19 protein-coding genes are annotated in these 23,020 nt (G+C 58.3%); 6 read left to right on the top strand and 13 right to left on the bottom strand.

Annotated elements, in window-relative coordinates; all coding sequences use genetic code 11:
• Positions 1 to 382: 382 nt before the first annotated feature.
• A complete protein-coding gene (locus tag P4L78_RS08375; RefSeq protein ID WP_309327583.1) occupies positions 383 to 2,422 on the bottom strand; it encodes a M3 family metallopeptidase in 2,040 nt (679 codons plus the stop codon).
• Between the two features lie 273 nt (positions 2,423 to 2,695).
• Between P4L78_RS08375 and P4L78_RS08370 the strand changes: the two genes are divergently transcribed.
• A complete protein-coding gene (locus P4L78_RS08370; protein WP_309327581.1) occupies positions 2,696 to 3,601 on the top strand; it encodes a hypothetical protein in 906 nt (301 codons plus the stop codon).
• 317 nt (positions 3,602 to 3,918) lie between these two features.
• Positions 3,919 to 5,979 (top strand): phosphate acetyltransferase, encoded by a 2,061-nt coding sequence (gene pta / locus P4L78_RS08365; RefSeq protein WP_283147921.1) that lies wholly within the window; start codon positions 3,919 to 3,921, stop codon positions 5,977 to 5,979.
• 195 nt (positions 5,980 to 6,174) lie between these two features.
• Here the strand turns inward: pta and pncB are convergent, their stop codons facing one another.
• From pncB to P4L78_RS08350, 3 genes are all read right to left on the bottom strand, one after another.
• Positions 6,175 to 7,404: a nicotinate phosphoribosyltransferase gene (gene pncB, locus P4L78_RS08360; protein WP_309327580.1), complete on the bottom strand. Its 1,230-nt coding sequence runs from the start codon at positions 7,402 to 7,404 to the stop codon at positions 6,175 to 6,177.
• A 68-nt stretch (positions 7,405 to 7,472) separates the two neighbouring features.
• Positions 7,473 to 8,279, bottom strand: coding sequence for a hypothetical protein (locus tag P4L78_RS08355; RefSeq protein WP_309327579.1), 807 nt, complete (start codon positions 8,277 to 8,279; stop codon positions 7,473 to 7,475).
• Between the two features lie 101 nt (positions 8,280 to 8,380).
• Positions 8,381 to 9,469, bottom strand: coding sequence for a calcium:proton antiporter (locus P4L78_RS08350; RefSeq protein ID WP_309327578.1), 1,089 nt, complete (start codon positions 9,467 to 9,469; stop codon positions 8,381 to 8,383).
• A 94-nt stretch (positions 9,470 to 9,563) separates the two neighbouring features.
• Between P4L78_RS08350 and P4L78_RS08345 the strand changes: the two genes are divergently transcribed.
• The 4 genes from P4L78_RS08345 to P4L78_RS08330 all read left to right on the top strand — a co-directional run bounded on the left by P4L78_RS08345 (position 9,564) and on the right by P4L78_RS08330 (position 12,384).
• On the top strand, positions 9,564 to 10,265 hold the full coding sequence (locus P4L78_RS08345) for a pentapeptide repeat-containing protein (RefSeq protein ID WP_309327577.1): 702 nt from the start codon (positions 9,564 to 9,566) through the stop codon (positions 10,263 to 10,265).
• A 143-nt stretch (positions 10,266 to 10,408) separates the two neighbouring features.
• Positions 10,409 to 10,954 (top strand): sigma-70 family RNA polymerase sigma factor, encoded by a 546-nt coding sequence (locus P4L78_RS08340; RefSeq protein ID WP_309327575.1) that lies wholly within the window; start codon positions 10,409 to 10,411, stop codon positions 10,952 to 10,954.
• Positions 10,951 to 11,640, top strand: coding sequence for an anti-sigma factor domain-containing protein (locus tag P4L78_RS08335; protein WP_283147927.1), 690 nt, complete (start codon positions 10,951 to 10,953; stop codon positions 11,638 to 11,640). Before P4L78_RS08340 ends, P4L78_RS08335 begins: the two co-directional genes overlap by 4 nt.
• A 192-nt stretch (positions 11,641 to 11,832) precedes the next feature.
• On the top strand, positions 11,833 to 12,384 hold the full coding sequence (locus P4L78_RS08330; protein WP_283147928.1) for a fasciclin domain-containing protein: 552 nt from the start codon (positions 11,833 to 11,835) through the stop codon (positions 12,382 to 12,384).
• 128 nt (positions 12,385 to 12,512) lie between these two features.
• Here P4L78_RS08330 and P4L78_RS08325 read toward each other — a convergent pair whose 3' ends face one another.
• The 9 genes from P4L78_RS08325 to P4L78_RS08285 all read right to left on the bottom strand — a co-directional run bounded on the left by P4L78_RS08325 (position 12,513) and on the right by P4L78_RS08285 (position 23,019).
• A complete protein-coding gene (locus P4L78_RS08325; RefSeq protein ID WP_309327573.1) occupies positions 12,513 to 12,926 on the bottom strand; it encodes a DUF1801 domain-containing protein in 414 nt (137 codons plus the stop codon).
• A 260-nt stretch (positions 12,927 to 13,186) separates the two neighbouring features.
• A complete protein-coding gene (locus P4L78_RS08320; RefSeq protein ID WP_283147930.1) occupies positions 13,187 to 13,393 on the bottom strand; it encodes a hypothetical protein in 207 nt (68 codons plus the stop codon).
• A 111-nt stretch (positions 13,394 to 13,504) separates the two neighbouring features.
• Positions 13,505 to 14,791 (bottom strand): aspartate carbamoyltransferase, encoded by a 1,287-nt coding sequence (locus P4L78_RS08315; RefSeq protein ID WP_283147931.1) that lies wholly within the window; start codon positions 14,789 to 14,791, stop codon positions 13,505 to 13,507.
• Between the two features lie 156 nt (positions 14,792 to 14,947).
• On the bottom strand, positions 14,948 to 17,320 hold the full coding sequence (locus tag P4L78_RS08310) for a DNA translocase FtsK 4TM domain-containing protein (RefSeq protein WP_309327571.1): 2,373 nt from the start codon (positions 17,318 to 17,320) through the stop codon (positions 14,948 to 14,950).
• A gap of 172 nt (positions 17,321 to 17,492) precedes the next feature.
• Positions 17,493 to 18,230, bottom strand: coding sequence for a flagellar motor protein (locus tag P4L78_RS08305; protein ID WP_283150395.1), 738 nt, complete (start codon positions 18,228 to 18,230; stop codon positions 17,493 to 17,495).
• Positions 18,231 to 18,280: 50 nt separating this feature from the next.
• Entirely contained in the window at positions 18,281 to 19,027 is a 747-nt protein-coding gene (locus P4L78_RS08300) for an RNA polymerase sigma factor FliA (RefSeq protein WP_283150394.1), read from the bottom strand.
• A 156-nt stretch (positions 19,028 to 19,183) separates the two neighbouring features.
• Positions 19,184 to 20,062 carry a ribosome small subunit-dependent GTPase A gene (rsgA, locus tag P4L78_RS08295; RefSeq protein WP_283151404.1) on the bottom strand — a complete coding sequence of 293 codons (879 nt, stop codon included), beginning with the start codon at positions 20,060 to 20,062 and terminating at the stop codon, positions 19,184 to 19,186.
• Positions 20,063 to 20,164: 102 nt separating this feature from the next.
• Positions 20,165 to 21,412, bottom strand: a complete 1,248-nt coding sequence (locus P4L78_RS08290; protein ID WP_309327570.1) for a M48 family metallopeptidase — start codon at positions 21,410 to 21,412, stop codon at positions 20,165 to 20,167.
• 149 nt (positions 21,413 to 21,561) lie between these two features.
• The gene (locus P4L78_RS08285; RefSeq protein ID WP_309327568.1) at positions 21,562 to 23,019 is read right to left on the bottom strand and encodes a cytochrome c; all 1,458 of its coding nucleotides are present in this window, start codon (positions 23,017 to 23,019) and stop codon (positions 21,562 to 21,564) included.
• Between the last annotated feature and the right edge of the window lies 1 nt (position 23,020).

Raw genomic sequence — 23,020 nt, 5'->3', positions numbered from 1 at the left:
AAAACCCGGCACTGGGCCGGGTCGGGGATTTTTGCTTGCTGGGCGGATCGTGTTTCAGTGTCTGTCTTGCGATCCTTGCGCACGCAACAATCCCTGCCCGGCATTGCGGGCATTGGCATTATTAAGGCGTGAGAGGCGGGACAAACTGACCAGCATTTCAAAAGTCCACGTGAGATACACCGTAAGTGGGTGTGTTTTGATTATTTCGATAATTGAGGAGCTTGGCAAGCGCTGTCGCCAGGGCCGAGCGATGCGACATCCGGGCTTATGTATCTGTCACCCAAAAAAAACAGGGCAGGTTACAGACCGCCGTAATGCCGGTTCGGTCCCGGTATCACGGCGGCTTGCACCGGCCTCGTGGATTGCCAACAGCCAGAAAACCTTACGCTGCAATCAACCCGCGCTTGCGCAACATCGGCGTCGCTTGGGGTTCACGGCCACGGAAGGTGCGGAAAGCCAACCCCTGTTCACGTGAATCGCCCGCACTGTAGATATAGCGATAGAGCTTTTCTGCCAGAGCCGGATCAAATGCGCTGCCTGCTTCTTCAAACGCATCAAACGCTTCGGCTTCCAGTACTTCGGCCCACATGTAAACGTAGTAACCGGCGGCGTAATACTCGTCGGAGAAGATATGTCCGAAGTGCGGCAGACGGTGATTCATGCCTGCTTCTGGCGGCACGCCCAGACGAATGCGCTCGGCGGCTTCAAATTCGGCAATATCCACGCCCTGGGCATCGGTGCGCTGATGCAGTGCCAGATCAATCAATGTGGAAGCGGTATAGCGGACGGTTTCGTAGCCCTGATTGAAGGTGCGCGAAGCACGGATGCGCGCGACCAGATCAGCCGGGATCACCGCACCGGTTTGCAGATGACGCGCATGGCGTTCCAGCACTTCTGGCACCAACGCCCAGTTTTCAAGCAGTTGCGACGGCAGCTCTACGTAGTCTTGCGGCACGTTGGTGCCAGCAAGACGATTGTAGGTGACGTTAGACAACAGCCCGTGCAAACCATGGCCAAACTCGTGGAACAGCGTGGTCACGTCGTCAAAGCTCAACAGGGTTTCGCCGCTGCTGGCTTTGGCAAAGTTGTTGTTGTTGATCACAATCGGCAACACGGTGGCGCCATTGCGCGACTGGCTGCGGAATATGTTCATCCACGCGCCGCTACGCTTGCTGGCGCGGGCAAAGTTATCGCTCAGGAACAGGCCGATGAGCTGGCCATCGCGGGATACCTCAAACAATCGCACGTCCGGGTGATACAGCGGCACATCGGTGCGCTCGGCAAAAGTCAGGCCAAACAGGCGATTGGCGCAATCAAACACGGCACGCAGCATGTTATCCAGGCTGAAATACGGTTTGACCTCGGCATCGTCCAGATCATATTTGGCGACACGAACTTTCTCTGCCAGATAACGCCAATCCCACGCCTGGATGTCCTGCGCTTCGCCCAGTTTGCGGGCAGCTTCGACCAGTTGTGCGCGCTCTTGTGCGCAACTTTGTTTGGCTGGCTCCCACACTTGCTCCAGCAACTGGTAGACCGCATCTGGCGTTCCGGCCATACGATCAGCCAGTGCGTAATCGGCAAAGGTTTTGTAACCCAGCAGATTGGCTTTTTCCAGGCGCAAGGCGAGGATTTCTTTGGCCAGCGGGGCATTTTCGCGACCGGCATGCTCGCCACGGCTCACCCAGGCGCGCCAAGCGGTTTCACGCAGGTCACGGCGGGTGGAGTAAGTGAGGAACGGCACCACCAACGAGCGCGACAGGGTGATCACATAACCGTCGACGCCGCGTTCTTTACCAGCAGACTGGGCAGCATCACGTAGAAAGTCTGGCAGGCCAGCCAGGTCGGCCTCGTCTTTCAAAGTCAGACGAAATTCCGACTCATCGGCCAGCACGTTCTGGCTGAATTGGGTGCTCAGCTCGGCAATGCGGCTGACGATAACGGCAAAACGATCACGATCAGCACCTTGCAGTTGCGCGCCGGTGCGAACGAAGTCCAGATGCAAACGGGCCAGCAGGCGGCGTTGCTCTTCGTTCAGTTCCAGCGACTGACGCTGTGCGTACAGGGCATCCAGCCGGGCAAAGAATCCTGCATGCATCGATACTTTGCTGGAGTGAGCGGCCAGCGCGGGCGCCATGTCGCGCTCTACCGCTTGCAGCTCAGAGTTGGTCTCCGACAACGTCAGGTTTTCAAACAACAGTTCGGCACGGCTCAGGCGAGCACCGGCCGCGTCGAAGGCCGCCGCGGTATTGGCAAAGGTGGGCGCGGCTGGATTGGCAGCAATGGCGTCGATTTCGGCCAGATGCTCAGCAAACAGGGCGGTAAATGCCGGGGCAAAGTGCTCGGCGCGGATCAGGTCAAAGGGCGGCAGCTGGTGTGGGGTGTCCCAGTCTTGCAGCAGCGGGTTGCTGTTGGTAGTCATATTGGTGGCCTTGTGGGCGGGTAATCGGAAAGCGCTTGCGGCTAGTCGGTCACTTTGCCAGCATTGTTTGCTGCGGGTCAAAGACGATCGGTCGTATGTCATGCTGGTGCGACACCGTTTGTCTGACTGGGCCCAAGGCATGTGGCCTTGCATTGGTGCGCTTGGGTTTACAGTGGTTTGCTGAAAAAACTTGCGTGATGCGTAATTGATTGCGGTTTTTGTTATTGTTTTATTGTTGTTCCGACAACGGTGAACCGGGGAGCGCAAAGGGTCATGAATCTGGAAGAATTGATTGATACCGGCTGGCAAAAGCACGCAACCGATCCGCACAGCGTGGCCCAACTGCTGCAGGCCCACCAACATCTGGTTGGCAACGCCGAGCAGGCCGGCAATTTCTTGCGCTTGTCCAACCATACGATAGGCGAGCACTTGCAAGACTGGCCGCAAGCCCACGCCTTGGCTCAATCGGTGCTGGCTCAGGTGCCGCAGACGACAGATGCGACCAACGCGCTGATCTCTCTGGCGGTGGCGCAATGGCTGGCGGGTGACACAACTGCTGCGCTGGTCACCCAAACGCGTGTGGTGACGCTCAACCCAACGCAGCCGACCGCCAGTCTGGCGCGGATGACGGCGCAGATTGTATCGGGGCTGATCGCCAACGACCGTGTCGAGGAAGGCTGTGAGCTGTATCGGGCGCTGCTGGACATGGCCTCGGCAGCAGGGGATGGCAGCATCGATCGGGTATTAGCCGTGACCAGCAACAATGTGGCCTCCGAAATGCTGGAAAAGGCCACACTGAATCCGCCTGAGACCGCTTTGATGCTGGACGCCGCTGCTGCAGCTCTCGCATGCTGGCGTCGCTGCGGAACCTGGATGCATGAAGAACGCGCTTTGTATTTGCTGGCGCTGGTGCACAACAAAATCGGCCAGGCAGATATTGCCCTGGGCCACGCCCACGCGGCGTTGGCGTTGATTCGCGGCAATCGCGCGCAAGCTTCAGAAGAGACGGTAGACGAGGCTTTTCTGGAGCTGGCGTTGGCGCATGCTTATCAATTGACCGGAGCAGCGCAGACAAGCGCGGCGCACCTGAATCAGGCCGACGCGCTGGCCAGTGCTTTTGTCGATGAGGGTTTGCAGCAATGGTTTGCCACCGAGCGCGCGCGCTTGCCGTCGGCATAATGGCATTGGACTGGTCAACGACATATTCACGGCGAAACCCGGGTATTCATTTGTCCTGACCCAAAGCAAGTGCAATCTGAACAAGGCATGATCTCGCTCAAGTGTCAGCCCCTGTTCTGAATCTGCCAATGAATACCCCGGCAGGCTTGGTAACAGAGGTTTTCGATTCCCCTCTTGATCGCATTAGCTCGTTACGGGGGAGTCAATCGCGCTATAACGATGACAACGGTATTGAGTGAGTTACTGCAGCTGGCGTACCCAGCCTGGCAGTAACGCCGGATTCCGCCGCGCCCGGCGGTCAGCACAGGATATTCAACATGCAGACATTCTTGATTGCACCAACCCGCCAGAACGTAGGCCTGACCTCCGTGGCATTGGGTGTGGTGCGAGCTTTGCAGCACCAGGGCCTGAAAGTGGGGTTTGTAAAACCCGTAGGGCAGGATCACGGCGATGTGGAACGCTCTACCCACTTTGCCCGTTTGATCTGTCATATCGACAGCCCGGTACCACTCTCCACCGCGCAGGTCGTTTCACGCGTGGTAGCAGGACAGAACGACGAGTTGCTGGAAGACGTGGTCAGCCTGTGTATGGCCGCAGCGATGGGCGTGGATGTGTTGGTGATCGAAGGGTTGCATATTGATCCAAGCAATCCGGTGACCGCTCGCCTGAACGAGGAAATCGCCCGCAGCATGCAGGCGGAGATCATCCTGGTTTCCAGTGCGTCGGTGCCCGGCGCCGCCGCCGAAGCCCGCGTGATTGGTCGCCAACTGAAGAATGAAGGTCGCAGTGTTGCTGGCGTCATCTTCAACAAAGCGCCAGAAAATTTTGATGCGGCCTCAGCGCAATATGAACTGGATGGCCTCGCCCTGTGGGGCGTGATCAAGTATGACGCCAGTTTGATGGCGCCGCGCACGCTGGATGTGGCGCGGCATCTGAACGCCGAGATTCTGATCGAGGGTGAACTGGCCACCCGCCGCGTGCAGGAAACCGTGATTGCGGCGCGTTCGGTGCCAGAAGTAGTGGAACGCATGAAGCCAGGTGCACTGATTGTCAGTGCCGGTGATCGTGACGACGTGATGCTGGCGACCGCGCTGGCTGCCGGTAGTGGTATTCAGTTGGCCGGTTTGTTGCTGACGCATTCCAGCGCGCCAGATCCGCGTATCCAGGCGCTGGCTGCGCTCGCGCTCAAGAGCGGGATTCCGGTGTTGCGCACTGATTCTGACAGCTACGGCACTGCCGAACGCATCAGCCGGGTGCCACCTGCTGTGGCGGCAGACGATACCGAGCGCATGAATTTGGTGCTCGACGCTGTGGCCGATCAACTGGGTACCGAGCAATTGATGAACGCGGTCAAAGTGGTGCCGTCGATTCGCATGTCGCCGCCAGCCTTCCGCTTCCAGTTGATCCAGAAAGCGCGCTCGCACAAGAAACGCATTGTGCTGCCTGAGGGCGAAGAGCCGCGCACCATTCGCGCCGCCGTCGTTTGCGAAGAAAAAGGCATTGCCCACTGCGTATTGCTGGGCAAGCGCGCCACCATCGAAGCAGTGGCCGCCGCACAAGGCGTGGTACTGCCGCCAAGCCTGCAGATTCTCGACCCGGATGAAATCCGCGCTGAATACGTCGCGCCGATGGTCGAGCTGCGCAAGAGCAAGGGTTTGACTGACATCCAGGCGCTGGAACAACTGGGTGACTCGGTAGTGCTGGGCACGATGATGCTGGCCGTAAACAAGGTCGACGGCCTGGTTTCTGGTGCCATCCACACCACTGCCAGTACCGTGCGCCCGGCATTGCAACTGATCAAGACTGCTCCGGGCTCATCCATTGTGTCGTCGGTGTTCTTTATGCTGATGCCAGATCAAGTGCTGGTGTACGGTGATTGCGCCATCAACCCCAACCCGACCGCCGAGCAACTGGCCGAGATTGCCAAGCAAAGTGCCGACAGTGCGTCTGCGTTCGGCATCGTGCCGAAAGTGGCCATGATCAGCTACAGCACCGGCAAGTCTGGCGCTGGCGCCGATGTCGACAAAGTGCGTGAAGCCGCCGAACTGGCTCGCGCCAAATACACCGATCTGGTACTGGATGGCCCGCTGCAGTACGACGCTGCATCCACCGCCGACGTTGCCGCGCAGAAAGCCCCAGGCAGCAAAGTGGCGGGCCAGGCCACCGTGTTTGTGTTCCCGGACTTGAATACCGGCAACACTACCTACAAGGCTGTGCAACGTAGCGCGCATGTGGTGAGTGTGGGCCCAATGTTGCAGGGCTTGCGTAAACCGGTGAACGACTTGTCGCGCGGGGCATTGGTGGACGACATTGTGTTCACGATTGCGCTGACGGCGATTCAGGCACAGCAGATGAGTGCACACGCTCAGCCAGCCTGATTGATTGGTCAGACTGGTTAGTACTGTGGTTCAAGCAAAAGGCCAACCTTGCGGTTGGCCTTTTGTATTTGGGGAGGGTTCGTTGCAAACCTCATGTAGGGCGGGTGCAACCCGCCGCGTCACAACACGATCAAAGCGAGGGCTTGTTCAATATTGCATGGCGGGTTGCACCCGCCCTGCACGACTATGCGTGACTCAACCCGGCAACACCGCCTCGCGATTCGGAATCTCGAACACATCACACAGATAATTGAGGAAGTTGGCATCCTCGCACATTCCCTTGCCGGGACTGTCGCTGACCTTGGCCACAAACTGGCCGTTGCAGCGGGTGAGCTTGATGACGATCTGCAATGGCTCCACGCCACAATCGTTGGTCAAATTGGTACCAATGCCAAACGATGGCCGAGTGCGGTCACCAAAGTGGCGATACAAGGCGATAGCGCTTTGTAAATCCAGCCCATCGCTGAACACCAGTTGCTTGCCCGCCGGATCGATACGCATTTTCTCGTAGTGCTTGATGGCTTTCTCACCCCAGGCGTACGGGTCGCCCGAGTCGTGGCGTAGGCCATCAAACAGCTTGCAGAAGTACAAGTCGAAGTCGCGCAAGAAGGCATCCATCCCGACCACATCGGTCAGTGCGATACCCAAGTCGCCGCGATATTCACGCACCCAGTGTTCCAGTGCGTTTTTCTGGAAATCCCGCAGCCGTGAGCCAAAGCACTGGAAGGCCTGCATGTATTCATGCGCCATGGTGCCAATCGGTGTCAGGCCATAACGCATGGCCAGCAGCAGATTGCTGGTGCCGCGCATAAAGGGTTTGGCATCGCGTGCCAGCGTGGCGATCACCTCTTCTTGCCAGTCGCGGGAGAAGCGACGGCGCGTGCCAAAGTCGAAAAAGATGAATTGCGAGCGGGCTTGCGGCTCTTTGGCAAACTGCTTGAGCAAATCGATTTTGGCGGCGAGCCGTTCGCGCCCGGCTGCCAGTGCCGCCACTTGATCGAAATGGCGGAAGTACACCTCGTTCACAATCGACAGCACGTAGATTTCGTACAGCATGCAATGCAGCATCGGACCGTGGACATGAATCGCCAGATCATCAGGCGCGGTGCCTGCGACTGATACGGTGATGAACTTGCGCTGCAGCTGGAACAGCCGCAAAAAGTCGATGAAATCGCCGTGAATAAAACGCAAAGCGCCGAGCCATTCCAGTTCTGCTTCGGAAAAACGCAGCGTGCACAGGTGATCCAGTTGCGCTTCGATCTCTGCTTTGAGCGTGGACAGCGGGTACGCGGCCCGGTTGCGGCACTTGAAGGTGTATTCGGCCTGCGTTTCGGGCTGATGGTGCAGAATCTCCTGCATCATGGTGAACTTGTAGAGATCGGTATCCAGCAATGAATTGATGACTGGATTGGCGACAGCGGTCATGCGTTTCTCCTGGCGCGGCGGGCGCCGGTGGGGTCGCGGTGTGGATGCGCAATCAGCAAGGCGAGCGCTTAGCCAAACAACTGGTTTGAGGTCACCGTGCGCATGCCGCGCGCGGTCAGTTCCCGGATAAAGTCTTCACCCTGAGTTTCAAAGCCGCTGACCGGGCTAGTGCAATCGGTCAGCAACACCAGCTTGTGTACGTTGTCCGGGCCCAGTTGGTCAGCCAGATCACGTACTGTTCCGGCCACGCAGTGCGACAACGCTTCACCGGCGATAACGATGGTGTCGGCCTGCGCCAGAGCATGAATCCAGGCCGCATCCGGCAGTGTGCGCGGGTCATTGATGTCCGGGACTTCAGCCTTGATCGCCGAATAATGTTCGGTGGCCTCGTTCATGCCTTTGAGCTGGTAATGCACCAGCCGCATTTGTTCGCGGGCCCAATGGTTCAGCGCCGCGTGCAAGCCCGCATGTACGTTATGTCCCCAGCTACCGAGCAAGCAATGCTCTGGCCAGATGATCAACTGGTAATGGCCTTGCGCGGCCAAAGCGTTTACATACGCCAGACTCTGCGCCTGCCGGGCCGGGTCACGCGCCGCCCATTTGCCCGCGCTGACGTCATCCACGCTGATCAGCGTGAACGGTGCCGGGGATTCGCCCGCTGCGTTACGCCACCAGCGTGGGTGGGCTATATCGACTGGATTGTGGCTATCCAGCGTGACGTGGATCGCGTCAAAGCGGTCGCCATGTTGCGCCAACAGATCGGCAACTCGTTGCAGATCGGCATTGGCGCCCGGCACGGGCAGCGCTGCGCCGGGGATATCGCAAAAGTCGTTCTGCGGATCAATCAATAACAGGTGAGTGGTTGCGGCGGACATGGCCTGCTCCCAATGACAATGTCGTTTCCTTGAGGCCCACACTATACGTGCTGGCTTGGCTGGCAGGGCGGCTACTGGTGTTATTCACCGCCCGCGCCGGGTTACAGACCCATCGCCGCCAGCATCAAGAAAGTGGCGAACAGGACAAAGTGCGTCAGCCCTTCGATGGCGTTGGTTTCACCGTCATGCAGATTGATGGCGGCGGCCAGCAAGGTCAGCAGCATCATTACGGTCTGCGTGGGCGAGAGCGCCATATAAATCGGCTCGCCCCGAATCAACGCCAGACCCTCTATCACGGGCACCGTCAGAATAATGGTGGAAAGCGATGCTCCCAGCGCAATGTTCACCACGCCCTGCATGCGATTGGCCAGTGCCGAGCGCAGCGCAGTGAGGATTTCCGGGCTGGCGCTGATAACAGCCACCACCAGCGCGGCGGTCATTGGCGGCACGCCCGTACCGTGCAAACCCAGAGACAGCGTTTTGGACATCACTTCCGCCAGCGCGCCAATCAGGATCAAGCCACCCACCAGCAACGCCGCAGACAAGCGCGTGTTGCCACCTTGATGCTCATCCTCTTCGCTGTCGGTGCCATGCGTGCGCGAGCCATAGGTATAGCTGAAAAAATAGCTGTGTTGCCCGGTCTGCAGACGCAGGAACATGCCATACATGGCCACCATGGTGATGATGATAAAGATCGAATACACCTGCCACTGACCTTGCGGGATGAACTCCGGCACGATCATCGAAATGCCCAGCGCGGTCAGGATCATCACGATGTAGGTGTTACCCGAATCCACATTGTATTTTTGCTCGCCATGCTTGAGCCCGCCCAGAATGGCTGCCAGCCCCAGAATGCCGTTGATATCGAGCATTACCGCCGAATACACCGTATCGCGCATCAAGGTGGGCGAGGGCGTATGGCTGGTCATGATCGCCAGAATCACCACTTCCACCAGTACGGCGGACAAGGTGAGGATCATGGTGCCGTAGGGTTCGCCCACTTTTTCGGCGAGTATTTCGGCGTGGTGGGCGACCCGCAATGCAGCCAGTAGAATGGCGGCAATAATAAGCACCGAGGCGATCAATGCGGCGGTTTGCCCGGCGGCCAGCACGCTGTGCTCGACGGCGTAGGCGATCACCATTGCCAATAGTGCAATGACCAGGAATGTCTCTTGTTTGACCAGTTTCATGATGTGCGGTTTGCTGTTGTTGTGACCGCAGTGTAGTGCAATGTCCGCTGTTCCGGCGTCGCCCGGCGTTCCCGCTTTTCATTCAGGCTAGCTCATGACCGATTCTGCTTCTTCCCCGCAACTCATTACCTGGCAAACGCTGGGCCGCGCCGCCCTGCAAGCCCTGCTGGACGAAGCCGGCGCGCCATTGCACCTGGAAGACTGTGATCTGGAAGGCGGTGATTTCTCGCGGCTGGATTTGCGTGGCTGCCACTTTACCCGCTGCGCCATCATGGAGGCCTCCTTTGCCGGGGCGGCATTGGGTGATACGCACTGGATCAGTTGTCGGGGTCGCCAGGCGGACTTCAAAGCGGCGGATGTGACTGACTCGGTGTTCGAGAAGTGCGATCTGAACAACACCAACTGGCGTCGCGCCAAGCTGGGAGCCAGCAGTTTCACGCACTGCAAACTGACCGGCGCGCATCTGGAGGACGCTGCCACGCTGGGGCTGACCTTTGCCGACACCTTGTTGATCGGCGCCTTCTTGCAGGGCATGTCGTTTCGCAAATGTCTGCTGCAAGGACTGGATTTCTCCGATGCTGATCTGGTCGGCGCAGATTTTCGCGAGGCGGTGTTTATTGGTGGCAGCTTGCGTAATGCCAATCTGCAAGACTGCCGTTTTGATGGCACCGACTTGCGCGAGGTCGATCTGGGCGGCCTCAAGCTGATCGACGCCCGGCCATTTCGTGGCGCGACCATTTCTTCTGCGCAAGCGGCCATGTTGTTGCACGAACTGGGGCTGACTGTCCTGGATTAACCCGCGCTGGCGCTGACAAATCTGCCGAACGGCGAGCGATCTGCTATACACGCTGTGATTAGCCCGTCACCTGCTCATGTTTGAGGGATTCGCTTTGCCCATGCGCCGTCTTGCCGTCTTTAAAGCACAAGGATGTTCAGCCTATGGTCACCGCTGAAACGTTGTCGCCGTTGCTGGCCCGCTGTGCCCAAGGCGATGAAAAAGCGCTGGAGCAACTCTATAAGCACACTGCACCGCAACTGTTTGCCCTCGTGCTGCGTATGTTAAGAAGACGAGACTGGGCGGAGGAAGTCATGCAGGAGTGTTATGTGCGCATCTGGCAACACGCAGGTGATTATTCGGCGGCACAAAGCCAGCCACTGACGTGGATGAGCCGCATTGTGCGTAATCATTGCATCGACTGGTTGCGCAAGCCGCAGCTGGAAGTTCCGGATGTCGACGACGTCATCGTCAATGCCTGGGCCGATGAAGCGCCGGGGCCAATGAGTTTGTTGTCGCAAAACCAGGATAGCAAACGTATCGCCGAATGCCTGAAACGGCTGGAATCCGTGCAACGGCAGGTGATCGCCATGGCGTTTTTTGACGACCTGAGCCACAGCGAAATCGCCGCCCGGCTGGCCGCGCCGCTGGGCACAGTCAAAAGCTGGTGCCGTCGCGGGCTGGAAAAGCTCAAGGGGTGCCTGGCATGAACTATCGCAACCCGCTGCTCCAGCAAAAGCTGGCCGATGAATATGTGATCGGCACCTTGCGCGGCCAGGCCCGCCGCCGCTTTGAGGCGGTGATGTTCTTTGATGCTGCCTTGCGCCGCACCGTGCGCGAAACCGAAGAAAAGCTGCTGCCGCTGATCTACGCCTTGCCGCAGGTCGTGCCACCGGCCAGTGTCTGGCGCGGTGTCACCCGGCGTATCCATGATTTGCGCCCGGCCGCGCCACCGTGGAGTTGGCAAGGCATCTATCTTTGGCGCTTGTTGGCCGGTGGTTTTGCTACCGCCGCAATTGCCTTGGCCGTGGTGTTGACCTTACCCAAGTCGACCGTGGAAGTCGCGGGCCATATGGCCTTGCTGCAAGACCCGCAGTCACACGCCGCTGCTCTGATGGCGCGCGTTTCACCAGATGGCAGCTTGAAGATTGCCACGCTGGAAAACCTGGGTAACCGGGTTGCGGCGGATAAATCGCTGGAATTGTGGGCGATTCCGGAAGGTGGCAAGCCGCGCTCACTGGGCTTGATTGCCGCCAATGGTGCAACCGAAGTTGTTCGACCCAAAGAAATGCAATCGGCTGCCGTGCTGGCGGTCTCGCTGGAACCCCACGGTGGTTCGCCAACTGGCGCACCAACTGGCCCGGTGTTGTGGGTGGGTAAACTGGTCGACCTCTAAAACGCTCGTTCTCAGGCCCACGCCCGATGCGCCATCCTCGCGGATGAGCATCGGGCTTTTTCATGTGCGTTTTTGCGCTATCTGACCCCGGTCTTGCCAGGCTTTTTCGTGATCAGGCCTTGCGGGTGCATCCGGTTCGATGGTGGCTGCGTATGTCCAGATGCAAGGCCCACATAAACCAGGAGAAACATCATGCAAAAGCTCTGCTCACTGATCGCCCTTTCCCTCGCACTGGCATTGCCGCTGGCACAGGCCGACTCCACCATCGACGTTGGCGGCCAGGCCATGTTCCCCAGCAAAGACATTGTGGATAATGCCGTGAACTCGGCTGATCACACCACGCTGGTCGCTGCCGTCAAAGCTGCTGGTTTGGTCGATACGCTCAAGAGCAAAGGCCCGTTCACCGTTTTCGCTCCCACCAATGCCGCTTTCGCCAAATTGCCCGCTGGCACGGTGGATACGCTTCTGAAGCCAGAAAACAAAGACACGCTGACCAAAGTGCTGACCTACCACGTGGTTCCTGGCAAATATGACTTCAAGGCCTTGTCTGCCGCCATCGAAAAAGGCAACGGTACTGCGACCCTCAAAACGGCCAGCGGCGGCATGCTGTGGGCCATGTGGAACGGCCCGCACAATATCGTGATCAAGGATGAAAAAGGCGATGTCGGCAACATCAGCACCTATGACGTGTACCAATCCAATGGCGTGATCAACGTGGTGGATACTGTTCTGCTGCCCAAATAACCACGCCATCCAGATCGGCCCAAGGGGAAACACTTGAGACCCTCCTTGCTGCCCTGTGCAGACATTCTTTGGCAGCAACCCCGCTCTGATCGGCGGGGTTTTTTATTTGCAGGTTTGCGTGCCAAGTCTCAGCCGCTTTTTTTGCGATGATACGACAGCGCCATTTTCAGACACAGCGCGACGGCATCGACCGGGACTTCATTATCCAGCCCGAACACAATCGCCCTGTCTCCTTCGAAGCGCAGCGCATCTGGGAACAGCGTGCGAAAAGTGGCCACCAGGCCGGTATGGCAGATGAAGTACAGCGCATATTGATCTGGCGTTTTTGCCTTGCACGCCATGCGTACCGTACTGCCGCTACCCGATACGCTGGTGAGATATGCGGGCTCGCCCCATTTAAGGGTTTCCTGCAGTGGACCGACGCCGGGCGTGGCTGCTGCTACTTCAAATATCAGTTGGCGCAGGAACAGCAGTTTGCTGCGGGCGGGTTCAGGGTAGCCGCTGAAGACGGCTTCCACCATTGGGTCGGCGAATGGGTGCATGAGAAGGTTTTCCGGAGGGCTTCTTGATAGTAGCCGTGGGGAGATCTATGCGCTTGGATGAGTGGGTGTAAGCCGCGAAGTAACTAATGGTTGCATGCCTTAAGGAGATTCGGGATATATGATTACCGCAACGCCAAAAGCTTTTGTTAGTGCCTTCTGCACGTTTTTTAAAAGCGTTTGATACCCGGCACCCTGGGTATCAAAACAACCTTGCCGAAGGCACCCAGCATTGTGCCGTCACCACGCCAGTCAACCCCACCCTAAACCCGCACCACAAACAATCCCACGCACAACACGCACCCGATCACGTACAACAACCAGGTCTGCGAAATGAAATACGGATAAACCATCAAGCCGATGCCGATCACCATTGGCGCCCACATCCCTTGTTTCTTGCCATAACGAAAAGCCACCATGCCGATCAGGCTGAAGAGCAAACCGGCAAACAGTACGGCAGGGGTAGGCATCGGGCGGACTCCGGGTTGGAACAATTCAGGGTTCAAACAAATGAAACAAGCCGCGCCGGGTATCGAACCGGCACGGCTTGAGTATTATTCCAGTTACCTCGCAGGTTTGGGTCACTCCATAGTGTAGAAGGCAGCATCGTCCGGCCCAACGTGTTGCGGCGCGCGCCAGGTCACGTCGCGCATATTGCGCTGGATCAGCCCTTCCACACCGAGGAGCGTGGCAAAGATGGCCATGCGTACCGGAATGCCGTTATCGGTCTGGCGGAAGATGGCCAGGCGCGGGTCGTGATTCAAGTCGGTGGAAAGGTCATTGGCACCCTCGCGGCTGTCGCGTGGCAGCGGGTGCATGATGATGGTGTCGGCCTTGCAATAAGCGCTGACGATGGCAGAGTTGACCTGGAAGTCCGGCGTGTAGCCTTCCAGATTTTCGTCGGCAAAGCGCTCTTTCTGGATGCGGGTGGCATAAACCACATCGGCGCCTTTCAAGCCTTCAGCCAGCGAGGCGGTTTGTTCGATCACGTGGCCATTGCGGCTGGCGTGTTCGATCAAATATTGCGGCATTTCCAGAATCGGCGGCGAGATCAGCGTGAACTTCATATTGCGGTACAGCGACAACAGCTTGATCAGCGAATGCACCGTGCGGCCGTATTTCAGATCGCCGACCATGGCGATATGCGCGCCGTCGACCAGCTTGCCCAAGCGCGAGAACTCCGTTTCGATGGTGTAAAGGTCGAGCAAGGCCTGGCTGGGATGCTCGCCGGGGCCGTCGCCGCCATTGATCACGGGGATATTGGTGGCGCGGGCAAATTCGGCCACCGAGCCTTTTTCCGGGTGGCGAATCACCACGGCGTCGGCGTAACCGGCAATCACGCGGCTGGTGTCATAAATGGACTCGCCCTTGGCCATCGAGGAAAACGAGAAGCCCGTGGTATCGCACACGCTGCCACCCAGGCGGCAAAATGCGGCGCCAAAGCTGACGCGGGTACGGGTGCTGGCTTCAAAAAACAGATTGGCCAACACGGCCCCTTCCAGTACGCGGCAAACTTTCTGGCGGCGGGCGATGGGTTGCATGATGTCGGCCACGCGCAGCAATTCGCCAACGGATTCGCGGGTGAACTGATCAACCGATAGTAGTTGCGGGCGACCATTGGCGGAAATGCGGTCGCGCAAATAGGTGGGTTCTACGCTCTGCGTATATCCGGTGGCAGGCGTATCGCGCAGCAGAATCTCGCTGACAAAACGCTCAACCATCTCCGGCATGGTGCGAAATTCGGAAGATTCATCCGGCAAGAGCCAGGTGTCGAGTGCTCTGCGGCTGGCCGCGATGCGATCGGCAAAGCTGTCTCGGGTCATGTTCAGTTTGCGCATGGCGTCGCGCAGAAAGACTTGCTGGCTCATGATGATGTCTCCGGTATGTACGCGGAGCGCATATTAAGCCTGTGGCAGGGGAGGTGTCCAGCCAGGACGATATAGGGCGGCTGGAACCCACCGCAATGTTGACCATTAGCAGCGGCGCGTTTCAGCTTCCCTACAAACCTCCTGGCGAATCAACCCTTATTCAGCGTATTCATTGCCCGGTGGAGCGAGCACATTGCGCGAGCCATTGTTCTCCATGGCAGACACCAACCCGGCGCCTTCCATCTGCTCAATCAACCGCGCCGCACGGTTGTAACCGATGCGCAGCTGGCGCTGCACGGACGAGATTGATGCCCGGCGGCTCTTGAGCACGAACGACACCGCTTCGTCATACAGCGGGTCGGTTTCTTCGCCACCAGCTTCTGCCCAGGCGCCACCAGCGCCGCTGGCTGCGGCTTCGGCATCAAAGCCGCCGTTGAGGATCGCTTCCACATAATCCGGCTCGCCGGTGGTCTTCAGATACTCGACCACGCGGTGGACTTCATCATCGGCCACAAACGCACCGTGGATGCGTTGCGGGTAACCGGTGCCCGGGGGCAGGAACAGCATGTCGCCCTGGCCCAGCAACGCTTCAGCACCCATCTGGTCCAGAATCGTGCGGCTGTCGATCTTGGACGATACCTGGAACGCCAGCCGGGTCGGGATGTTGGCCTTGATCAGGCCGGTAATCACATCCACCGAAGGGCGCTGCGTAGCCAGGATCAGATGGATGCCCGCCGCCCGCGCTTTCTGCGCAAGGCGGGCGATCAATTCTTCAATCTTCTTGCCGGCCGTCATCATCAGATCAGCAAACTCATCCACCACCACCACCACAAACGGCAGATGTTCCAGAGGCTCCGGGTTGTCCGGGGTCAGGCTGAACGGATTGGTGAGCGGCTTGCCAGCCTTTTCAGCTTCTTTCACTTTCTGGTTGAAACCGGCGAGGTTACGCACGCCCATCGCACTCATCAGACGGTAGCGCTTTTCCATCTCCGCCACACACCAGTTCAGCGCGTTGGCGGCCAGCTTCATGTCGGTCACCACCGGGGCCAGCAAGTGCGGAATGCCGTCATAAACCGACAATTCCAGCATCTTCGGGTCAACCATGATGAAGCGCACTTCGTCCGGCGTGGCCTTGTACAGCAACGACAGGATCATCGCGTTCACGCCCACCGACTTGCCCGAGCCGGTTGTCCCGGCCACCAGCATGTGCGGCGCCTTGGCCAGATCGGTCACCACCGGCTTGCCGGTGATGTCTTTGCCGAGTGCCATGGTCAGTCTGGAACTGGTGCCGTGGAAGGCTTCCGAAGAGAGTATCTCGGACAAGCGAATCATCTGCCGAGTCGGGTTCGGCAATTCCAGACCCATGCAGGTCTTGCCAGGAATCGTCTCGACCACGCGAATCGAGACCAGGCCCAGTGCCCGTGAAAGGTCTTTCATCAGGTTCACGATTTGCGAACCCTTCACGCCCACTGCCGGGTCAATCTCATAACGCGTAATTACGGGGCCGGGATAAGCGGCGATGACTTTGACTTCCACATTGAAGTCAGCCAGCTTGCGTTCAATCAGGCGACTGGTGAATTCGAGTGTTTCATGGCTGATGGTTTCTTGCGAAGCCACCGGCGGTGTCAGCAAGCTTAGCGCGGGCAGGGCGGCCTCGCCGGGCACGCGAGGGATATCATCAAACTCGAACAAAGTCGGTTGGACGGCTTTCTTTTGTTCTTGCGCAGCTTGTTTCTCAGCGGCTTTGACCACCGCCTTGGCGACAGGGATTTCCATGACCGGAGAAGAAATAACCAGCGGCGGCGATTCGTCTTTCTTCTTTTTCTCGACGCTCACGCGTTCTTCACGTGCCACCGATGCTTGCCGACCGATCCGCCGATCCTGCGTGGCGTGCCAGGTATCGACCAGCTTGAAGCCGACCCATTCAATGGCGCCGCCAACGCGCTCCATCAAATCCAGCCACGACAAGCCGGTGAAGAGAGAAACGCCCACCGCCCACATCGCAAACAACAAGACCGTTGCGCCGGTAAAGCCCAGTGTGTGGAACAGCCAGCCGCCCAATGCCAGGCCCAATACACCACCGGGGGAGAGCGGCAAGTTGAAATGAATCGAGTGCAGGCGCAGCGCTTCCATGCTGCAGCTGGACAAAATCACCGCCAGAAAGCCGATACAGGCCAGCAAAACCACCGGACGGGAAGACTCGCTCACGCTATCGAGACGTCGATAACCCCACCAGATGGCGGCAAACAGAAAAGCCACCCACCACCATGCGGAAAAGCCGAATACCGAAAGCAGGATGTCGGATAACCAGGCGCCAAATGAACCAGCGCGGTTGTGAACATCGGCACGGGTGGCGCTGTGCGACCAGCCCGGATCTTGCGGATGCCAGGTGGAGAGCGCCAATACCAGATAGAGCACGGCAGCCACCAGCAGCAACCACCACGATTCGCGCAGCAGGTTGGCCAGTTGCGGCGGCAGCGCGGAACGGGAGGAAGCGTTGGGAACGTTTTTCTTGCGAAAGAAAGCCATGGTCCTGAGTCTTGGAAACGACAGCGCGATTATAGCGGCAAGCGCTGCGGCAAACGCGAACGGGCCAGGTAAAACGCGATGAATGTGGTGAAGTAACGGGCTCGGCGCAAAGAGGTTGTCGCGCCCGCACTACAAAGGGCGGTGTTGGTGTGTTTTATGTCACCCGCGTGACTCACAAATAAGCAGCGAGTTTGTTTTCCAGCATGCGCGGGTTTTCGCCACTGGCGATGGTCACCAGGCCTTCGGTGAGCATTTCGCGGCGGCGAACTTCGGTGCCGATATGCAGTTTGAGTTTATTGGCGATAGGCAAGAAGATCAGGTTGGCTGAGCCGACACCATAAATGGTCGCGACAAACGCCACGGCGATCCCGGCGCCCAAACGTGATGGATCGGAAAGGTTTTCCATCACATGGATCAACCCCAGTACGGCGCCCAGAATACCGATGGTAGGTGCGTAGCCGCCAGCGGCTTCCCAGATTTTGGCCGCACTACGGGCGTGTAATTCCCACACATCAATATCGAGTTCCAGCGAGCGGCGGATGGTTTCGGGTTCGGCGCCGTCCACCAGCATTTGCACGCCGCGTTTCACGAATGGATCTTTCTCGCTTTGCACGTAGGGTTCCAGCCCCAGCAAACCGGTACGGCGTGCTTGCTGGCTCCAGGTGGTGAGCGTGTTCAGGATGCGGCGAAAGTCATGCACCGGCGGCACAAACACCCATTTCACCATTTTCATGCCGGCGACAAAGTCGGATACCCGGCTTTGCAGCATGACCGCACCGGCGGTACCGCCGATCACGATCAGGAATGCGGTGAACTGGAGCAGCGAGCCAATGTGGCCGCCTTCCAGCCATTGGCCCAGCGTAATGGCGACCACACCGAGAATAAGGCCGATAACACTGATTTTATCCATGCGCTGAGTGGGTTTTTGTCGTTGAAATTATTGTGGGCGATATCCGCGTGTCAGCGATGTAACCAGTCTTTGAGGTGCACGCGCAATCGGGCAACGGCCTGACTATGCAATTGTGAGACACGCGATTCGGTAACACCAAGCACTGCGCCGATTTCTTTCAGGTTCAGTTCTTCATCGTAGTACAGCGCCATCACCAATTGCTCACGTTCTGGCAATTTGCCGATGCCGTCGACCAAGGTCTGGCGAAACCCGGCGTCGGCAATCTGGGTAAACGGGTTGGCTTTATGATCGGCCGTAAACTGATCCAGATAACTGCTGTGATCGTCTTCGTCTTCAAAGTCTTCGTAGTACACCAACTGATGACCACGGGCTTCGGCCAGCATGTGCTGGTATTCGTCCAGTGGCAGCGCCATGGATTTGGCCACTTCGCCCTCGGAGGGTGCGCGGCCGAGCTTGTGTTCCAGTGCGCTCAATGCGGTTTCGATCTCGCGCATGTTGCGGCGGGTCTGGCGTGAGGCCCAGTCGGCGTTGCGCAACTCATCGATCATGGCGCCGCGTATGCGCTGCGAGGCGAAGGTTTCAAACTGCACCCCGGCGGCCGGATCAAAATTGCGGGCCGCTTCCATCAGTCCGATCAAACCCACCTGGATCAGGTCTTCAACATCCACGCTGGCGGGCAGGCGCGATACCAGATGGTAGGCGATGCGCTTCACTAGCGGCGCATGACGAGTTACCCGCTCGTCGTCACCGGCGTGCTGGGTCTGGCGATAAAGATGTAAGGCACGTTGTGCGGGCATGTCGAAGCTTGCAGGTTACGGCTATATCAATATATCAAAATCACTGCATCGCGCAGCGCGCACGATCAAGGATGACAGGTGTAACGTGCTCAGCATACTTGATTGTCATATCAATTCCCTGTGTTGAGCAACTTTGCGGACGTGCCAGGCGCACAATTACCAGGTGCTGACCTGGGCCAGTTCGTCTTGCAGGCGGTGGAGCAAGTCCATGCGGGATTGGGCAATTGCGCCACTTTTGGCTGCATTGAGTATGGCGCAATCGGGCTCGTGGCGATGCCGGCAGTTGTGGAAGCGGCATTGCCCAACGTACGGGCGTAAATCCGGCATCAGATTGGGCAGTGTCTCTTCTTTGAGATGCGCCAGCCCGAACGACTGCACGCCGGGTGAGTCAATGAGCGCCGATTGCTCATCAAGATGGTAGAGGGTGGCGTGCGTGGTGGTGTGCTTGCCGGTATCCAGTGCGGTGGAAATATCGTTCACCCGCGCACGGGCTTCCGGGATCAGCGCGTTGAGCAAGGTCGACTTGCCCATGCCCGATTGCCCGACCAGCACGGAGGTGTGCCCTTGCAACTTGGCTCGCAGCGGCGAGACATCTTCTTTGGCCGACAAGGCCAGCAGCGGATAACCCAGCGTTTCGTAATAGCGCAGTGCTTCGCGGGCTTTCACGGCCTCAGGCAGGTCGCACTTGTTCAGCACAATCAATGGTTCAATATCTTGCGATTCGGCAGCTAGCAGCGTGCGGCCAATCAGTTCATCCAGATAACTGGGAACCGGCGCCACCACGATGGCAATTTGCGTAACGTTGGCGGCGATCAGCTTGGAGCGCCATTGATCCGAGCGATACAACAGCGTTTTGCGTTCCAGCGCTTTCTCAATCACCGCCTGTTCGTCATTGAGCACCTTGATGGCAACATTGTCGCCGCAGGCAAAGTCGGTTTTCTTGCCACGGGCGCTAGCGCTCAGGCGGCGGCCATCGGGTAACTCGATGATGTAGGCGCGGCCATGGCTGGCAATGATGCGGGCGCTATCGCTCATCGCGAGGTCAGACACAAAGTACGGCTAAAGTCGGGCGTAAAGGTCATTGCTTCCTGAATCACACAAAATATCGGTTTAAAACAAGCGGCGGGCCGTCCGGTTTCAGGCCAGGCGCTTGAGTGCCGCCACGCGCAAACTGGCGGGCGGATGGCTGTCGTAATACACGCTATGCAGTGGATCGGGCGTCAGCGTTGAAGCGTTGTCACGGTAGAGCTTGACCAGGGCGTTGATCAGATCGCGGGCAGAAGATTGCTGCGCGGCATATTCATCGGCCTCGAACTCATGCTTGCGCGACAACCACGAGCCAATCGGCGCAAACAGAAAGGTAAACACCGGTAGCACCATGAAAAACAGCGTCAGCGCGGCGGCGGTGCTTTGGGTTTGTACGCCCAGACCGTTGTAAAACCACGCTTCCTGCATCAGTTGGCCGAGCACCCACAACAGGCCCAGCATCAGCACAAAGGTGCAGATGATGCGCTTGACGATATGACGACGCTTGAAGTGTCCCAGTTCATGGGCCAGCACGGCTTCGATCTCGTCGCCGTCCAGTTGTTTGAGCAGCGTGTCAAAGAACACGATGCGTTTGGTTTTGCCCAGACCGGTAAAATAAGCGTTGCCATGGCTGGATCGCTTGGAGCCATCCATCATGAAAATGCCGCTGGCGACAAAGCCACAACGATTCAACAATGCTTCGATACGCAAACGCAGGCTTTCATCCGGCAGCGGTTCAAACTTGTTGAACAGCGGCGCAATCCAGGTCGGGAACACCCACATTACAAACAGCGAGAAACCCATCCAGGTCAGCCAGACCCAGACCCACCAATGCGCGCCCATTTGTTGCATCAGCCACAGCACCAGCGTCACCAGCGGCAAACCCAGCGCTGCGGCGATCCCGGCGGTTTTGAGCAAATCGCCCCAGAACACGGCGAGCGTGCTCTGGTTAAAGCCGTAACGCGCTTCGATACCGAAAGTGCTGTGCCAGGAAAACGGCAAACTCAGCACGGTCTGGATAACTGCGAGCATGGCGATCATGCATACGCCGGCGGCCAGTCCATTGCCAAACCAGCCTTGCGCAATGTGCATCAACCACTCGATACCTCCACCGAGGGTGAAGGCGGCCAGCATGATCGCTTCGAACACGGTACTGATCATGCCAAAGCGGGTTTTCTCCACCGTGTAATCGGCGGCACGCTGGTGCGAAGTTAACGTGATGCTACCGGCGAAGGCTTCGGGCACGGCGCTACGGTTGCGGCGGACATGATTGATCTGGCGCGCGGCGAGCCACAATTGCAGCAAGACGCTGGCGGCCAGGGCAAACACAAACAAGGCGGAAAACTGGGAAGCTGTCATTCGATTCTGGCGTGGCTGGAATGCATGAGTGGGAAGCGTTTGCCGGGCAAACATGTTGTTTGAGTATGCCACATTTTGCGACCCGCCCGGCAGCACTGCGGCCCGGCAACGCGGGCTGCAGTGCTGGTATACCCCAGCGCCATTGCAATTTAACTCGCGTGCGGCGCCGGGGTGGCGCGAATCACCCGCAGCCTGCGTCGACGCATGCCACGCCAGATGGCCAGCACAACCAGCAGCGCAATCACCACCAGTACTATGGGCAAGATTTTGGGCACCTTGGCCAGTAGTGGTGGCTCACCGCCTTTTCGCGCGGTGGTGACGTCTCCTGCGGTGACTTGAACCGCTGCGTTGCCAAACTGGCGTAAGGTGTAGTTGGCCAGCGCAGCGATATCGGTATCAGAGAGCGGGTTAACCAGGCTGTTGGGGCCAAAGCCAGGCATGAACGCGTGGCGACCATCAGGCAATGGCCGGTCAACACCATACAAGATGGCGGCGATCAGATTGCTGGCATTGGCATGGCCCAGCGTGGTGTTGTTACTGAGTGAAGGATAAGCGCCGTCGCTAGTGCCGCTGCCGGTGGTTTGGTGGCAACTGGCGCAATTGGCGCTGAACAGTTCGGCGGCACTGGTGGGCTTGCTGCTTTGAGTCACGCCAGAGGTACCACGTAATGCCGCGTCATCATTGGCAGGGGAGCCCCAGGCAAAGGCCGGTTTGATATCGTTGCCGTCGCGAACCGGATTGATGGTTTTCAGGTAGGTGGCAATGGCTTGCAAGTCGGTATCGGTCAAATAACTCAGACTATTTGATACCGCCTCTGCCATTGGCCCGGCTGCCGCTGCTTTACGCGGCACATGGCCGGATTTCAGATACTGCATGAGCTCGGCATCACTCCAGCCACCAATGCCACTGGTGGCATCCGACGTAATGTTCGGCGCGTACCATGCGCCCAGCTGGCCGCCAGCAAATGCTGCGCCTTGTTTCTCCGCCATGAACACATTGCGCGGGGTATGACAGGCGCTGCAATGTTCCAGTGCGTCTACCAGATAGCGCCCACGATTCCATTCCGCGCTTTTGGCGGAGTCGGTTTCCAGCGGTTTCGGGTCCAGAAACAACCCGTTCCACACCGCCATCGACAAGCGGATATTGAACGGGAACGGCAATCTGGTTTTGCGGGCAGCGCCATCGACCGGCGCTACACCATGCATCAGATAGGCATACAGCGCGGCGACATCGTCAGACGTCATCTTGGCATAAGAGGTATACGGCATCGCCGGGTACAGATGCGCACCGTCTTTGCGTATGCCTTTGCGCAGTGCGTTATCAAAGTCGGCCAGCGTGTAATCGCCAATCCCGCCATTAACGGACGGCGTGATATTGGATGAATAGATCGTGCCCAGCGGTGAAGCAATGCCATAGCCACCGGCAAACGGTTTATTGCTGTGGGGCACGGAATGGCAGGCGATGCAGTCGGCGGCACGCGCCAGATACTCGCCGTGTTTTATTTGTTCCGGGCTGGGCAAAGCGTCGGCCAATGCCAGGGAAGACGTCGCCAGCAAAACAGCCAGGCCAGCCGCACGCCAGGCGGGAAAAACAGCACAGATCAACATG

Source organism: Silvimonas sp. (assembly GCF_031291215.1).
Lineage (GTDB): Bacteria > Pseudomonadota > Gammaproteobacteria > Burkholderiales > Chitinibacteraceae > Silvimonas > Silvimonas soli.
This window is presented reverse-complemented; position numbering and strand designations above follow the sequence as displayed.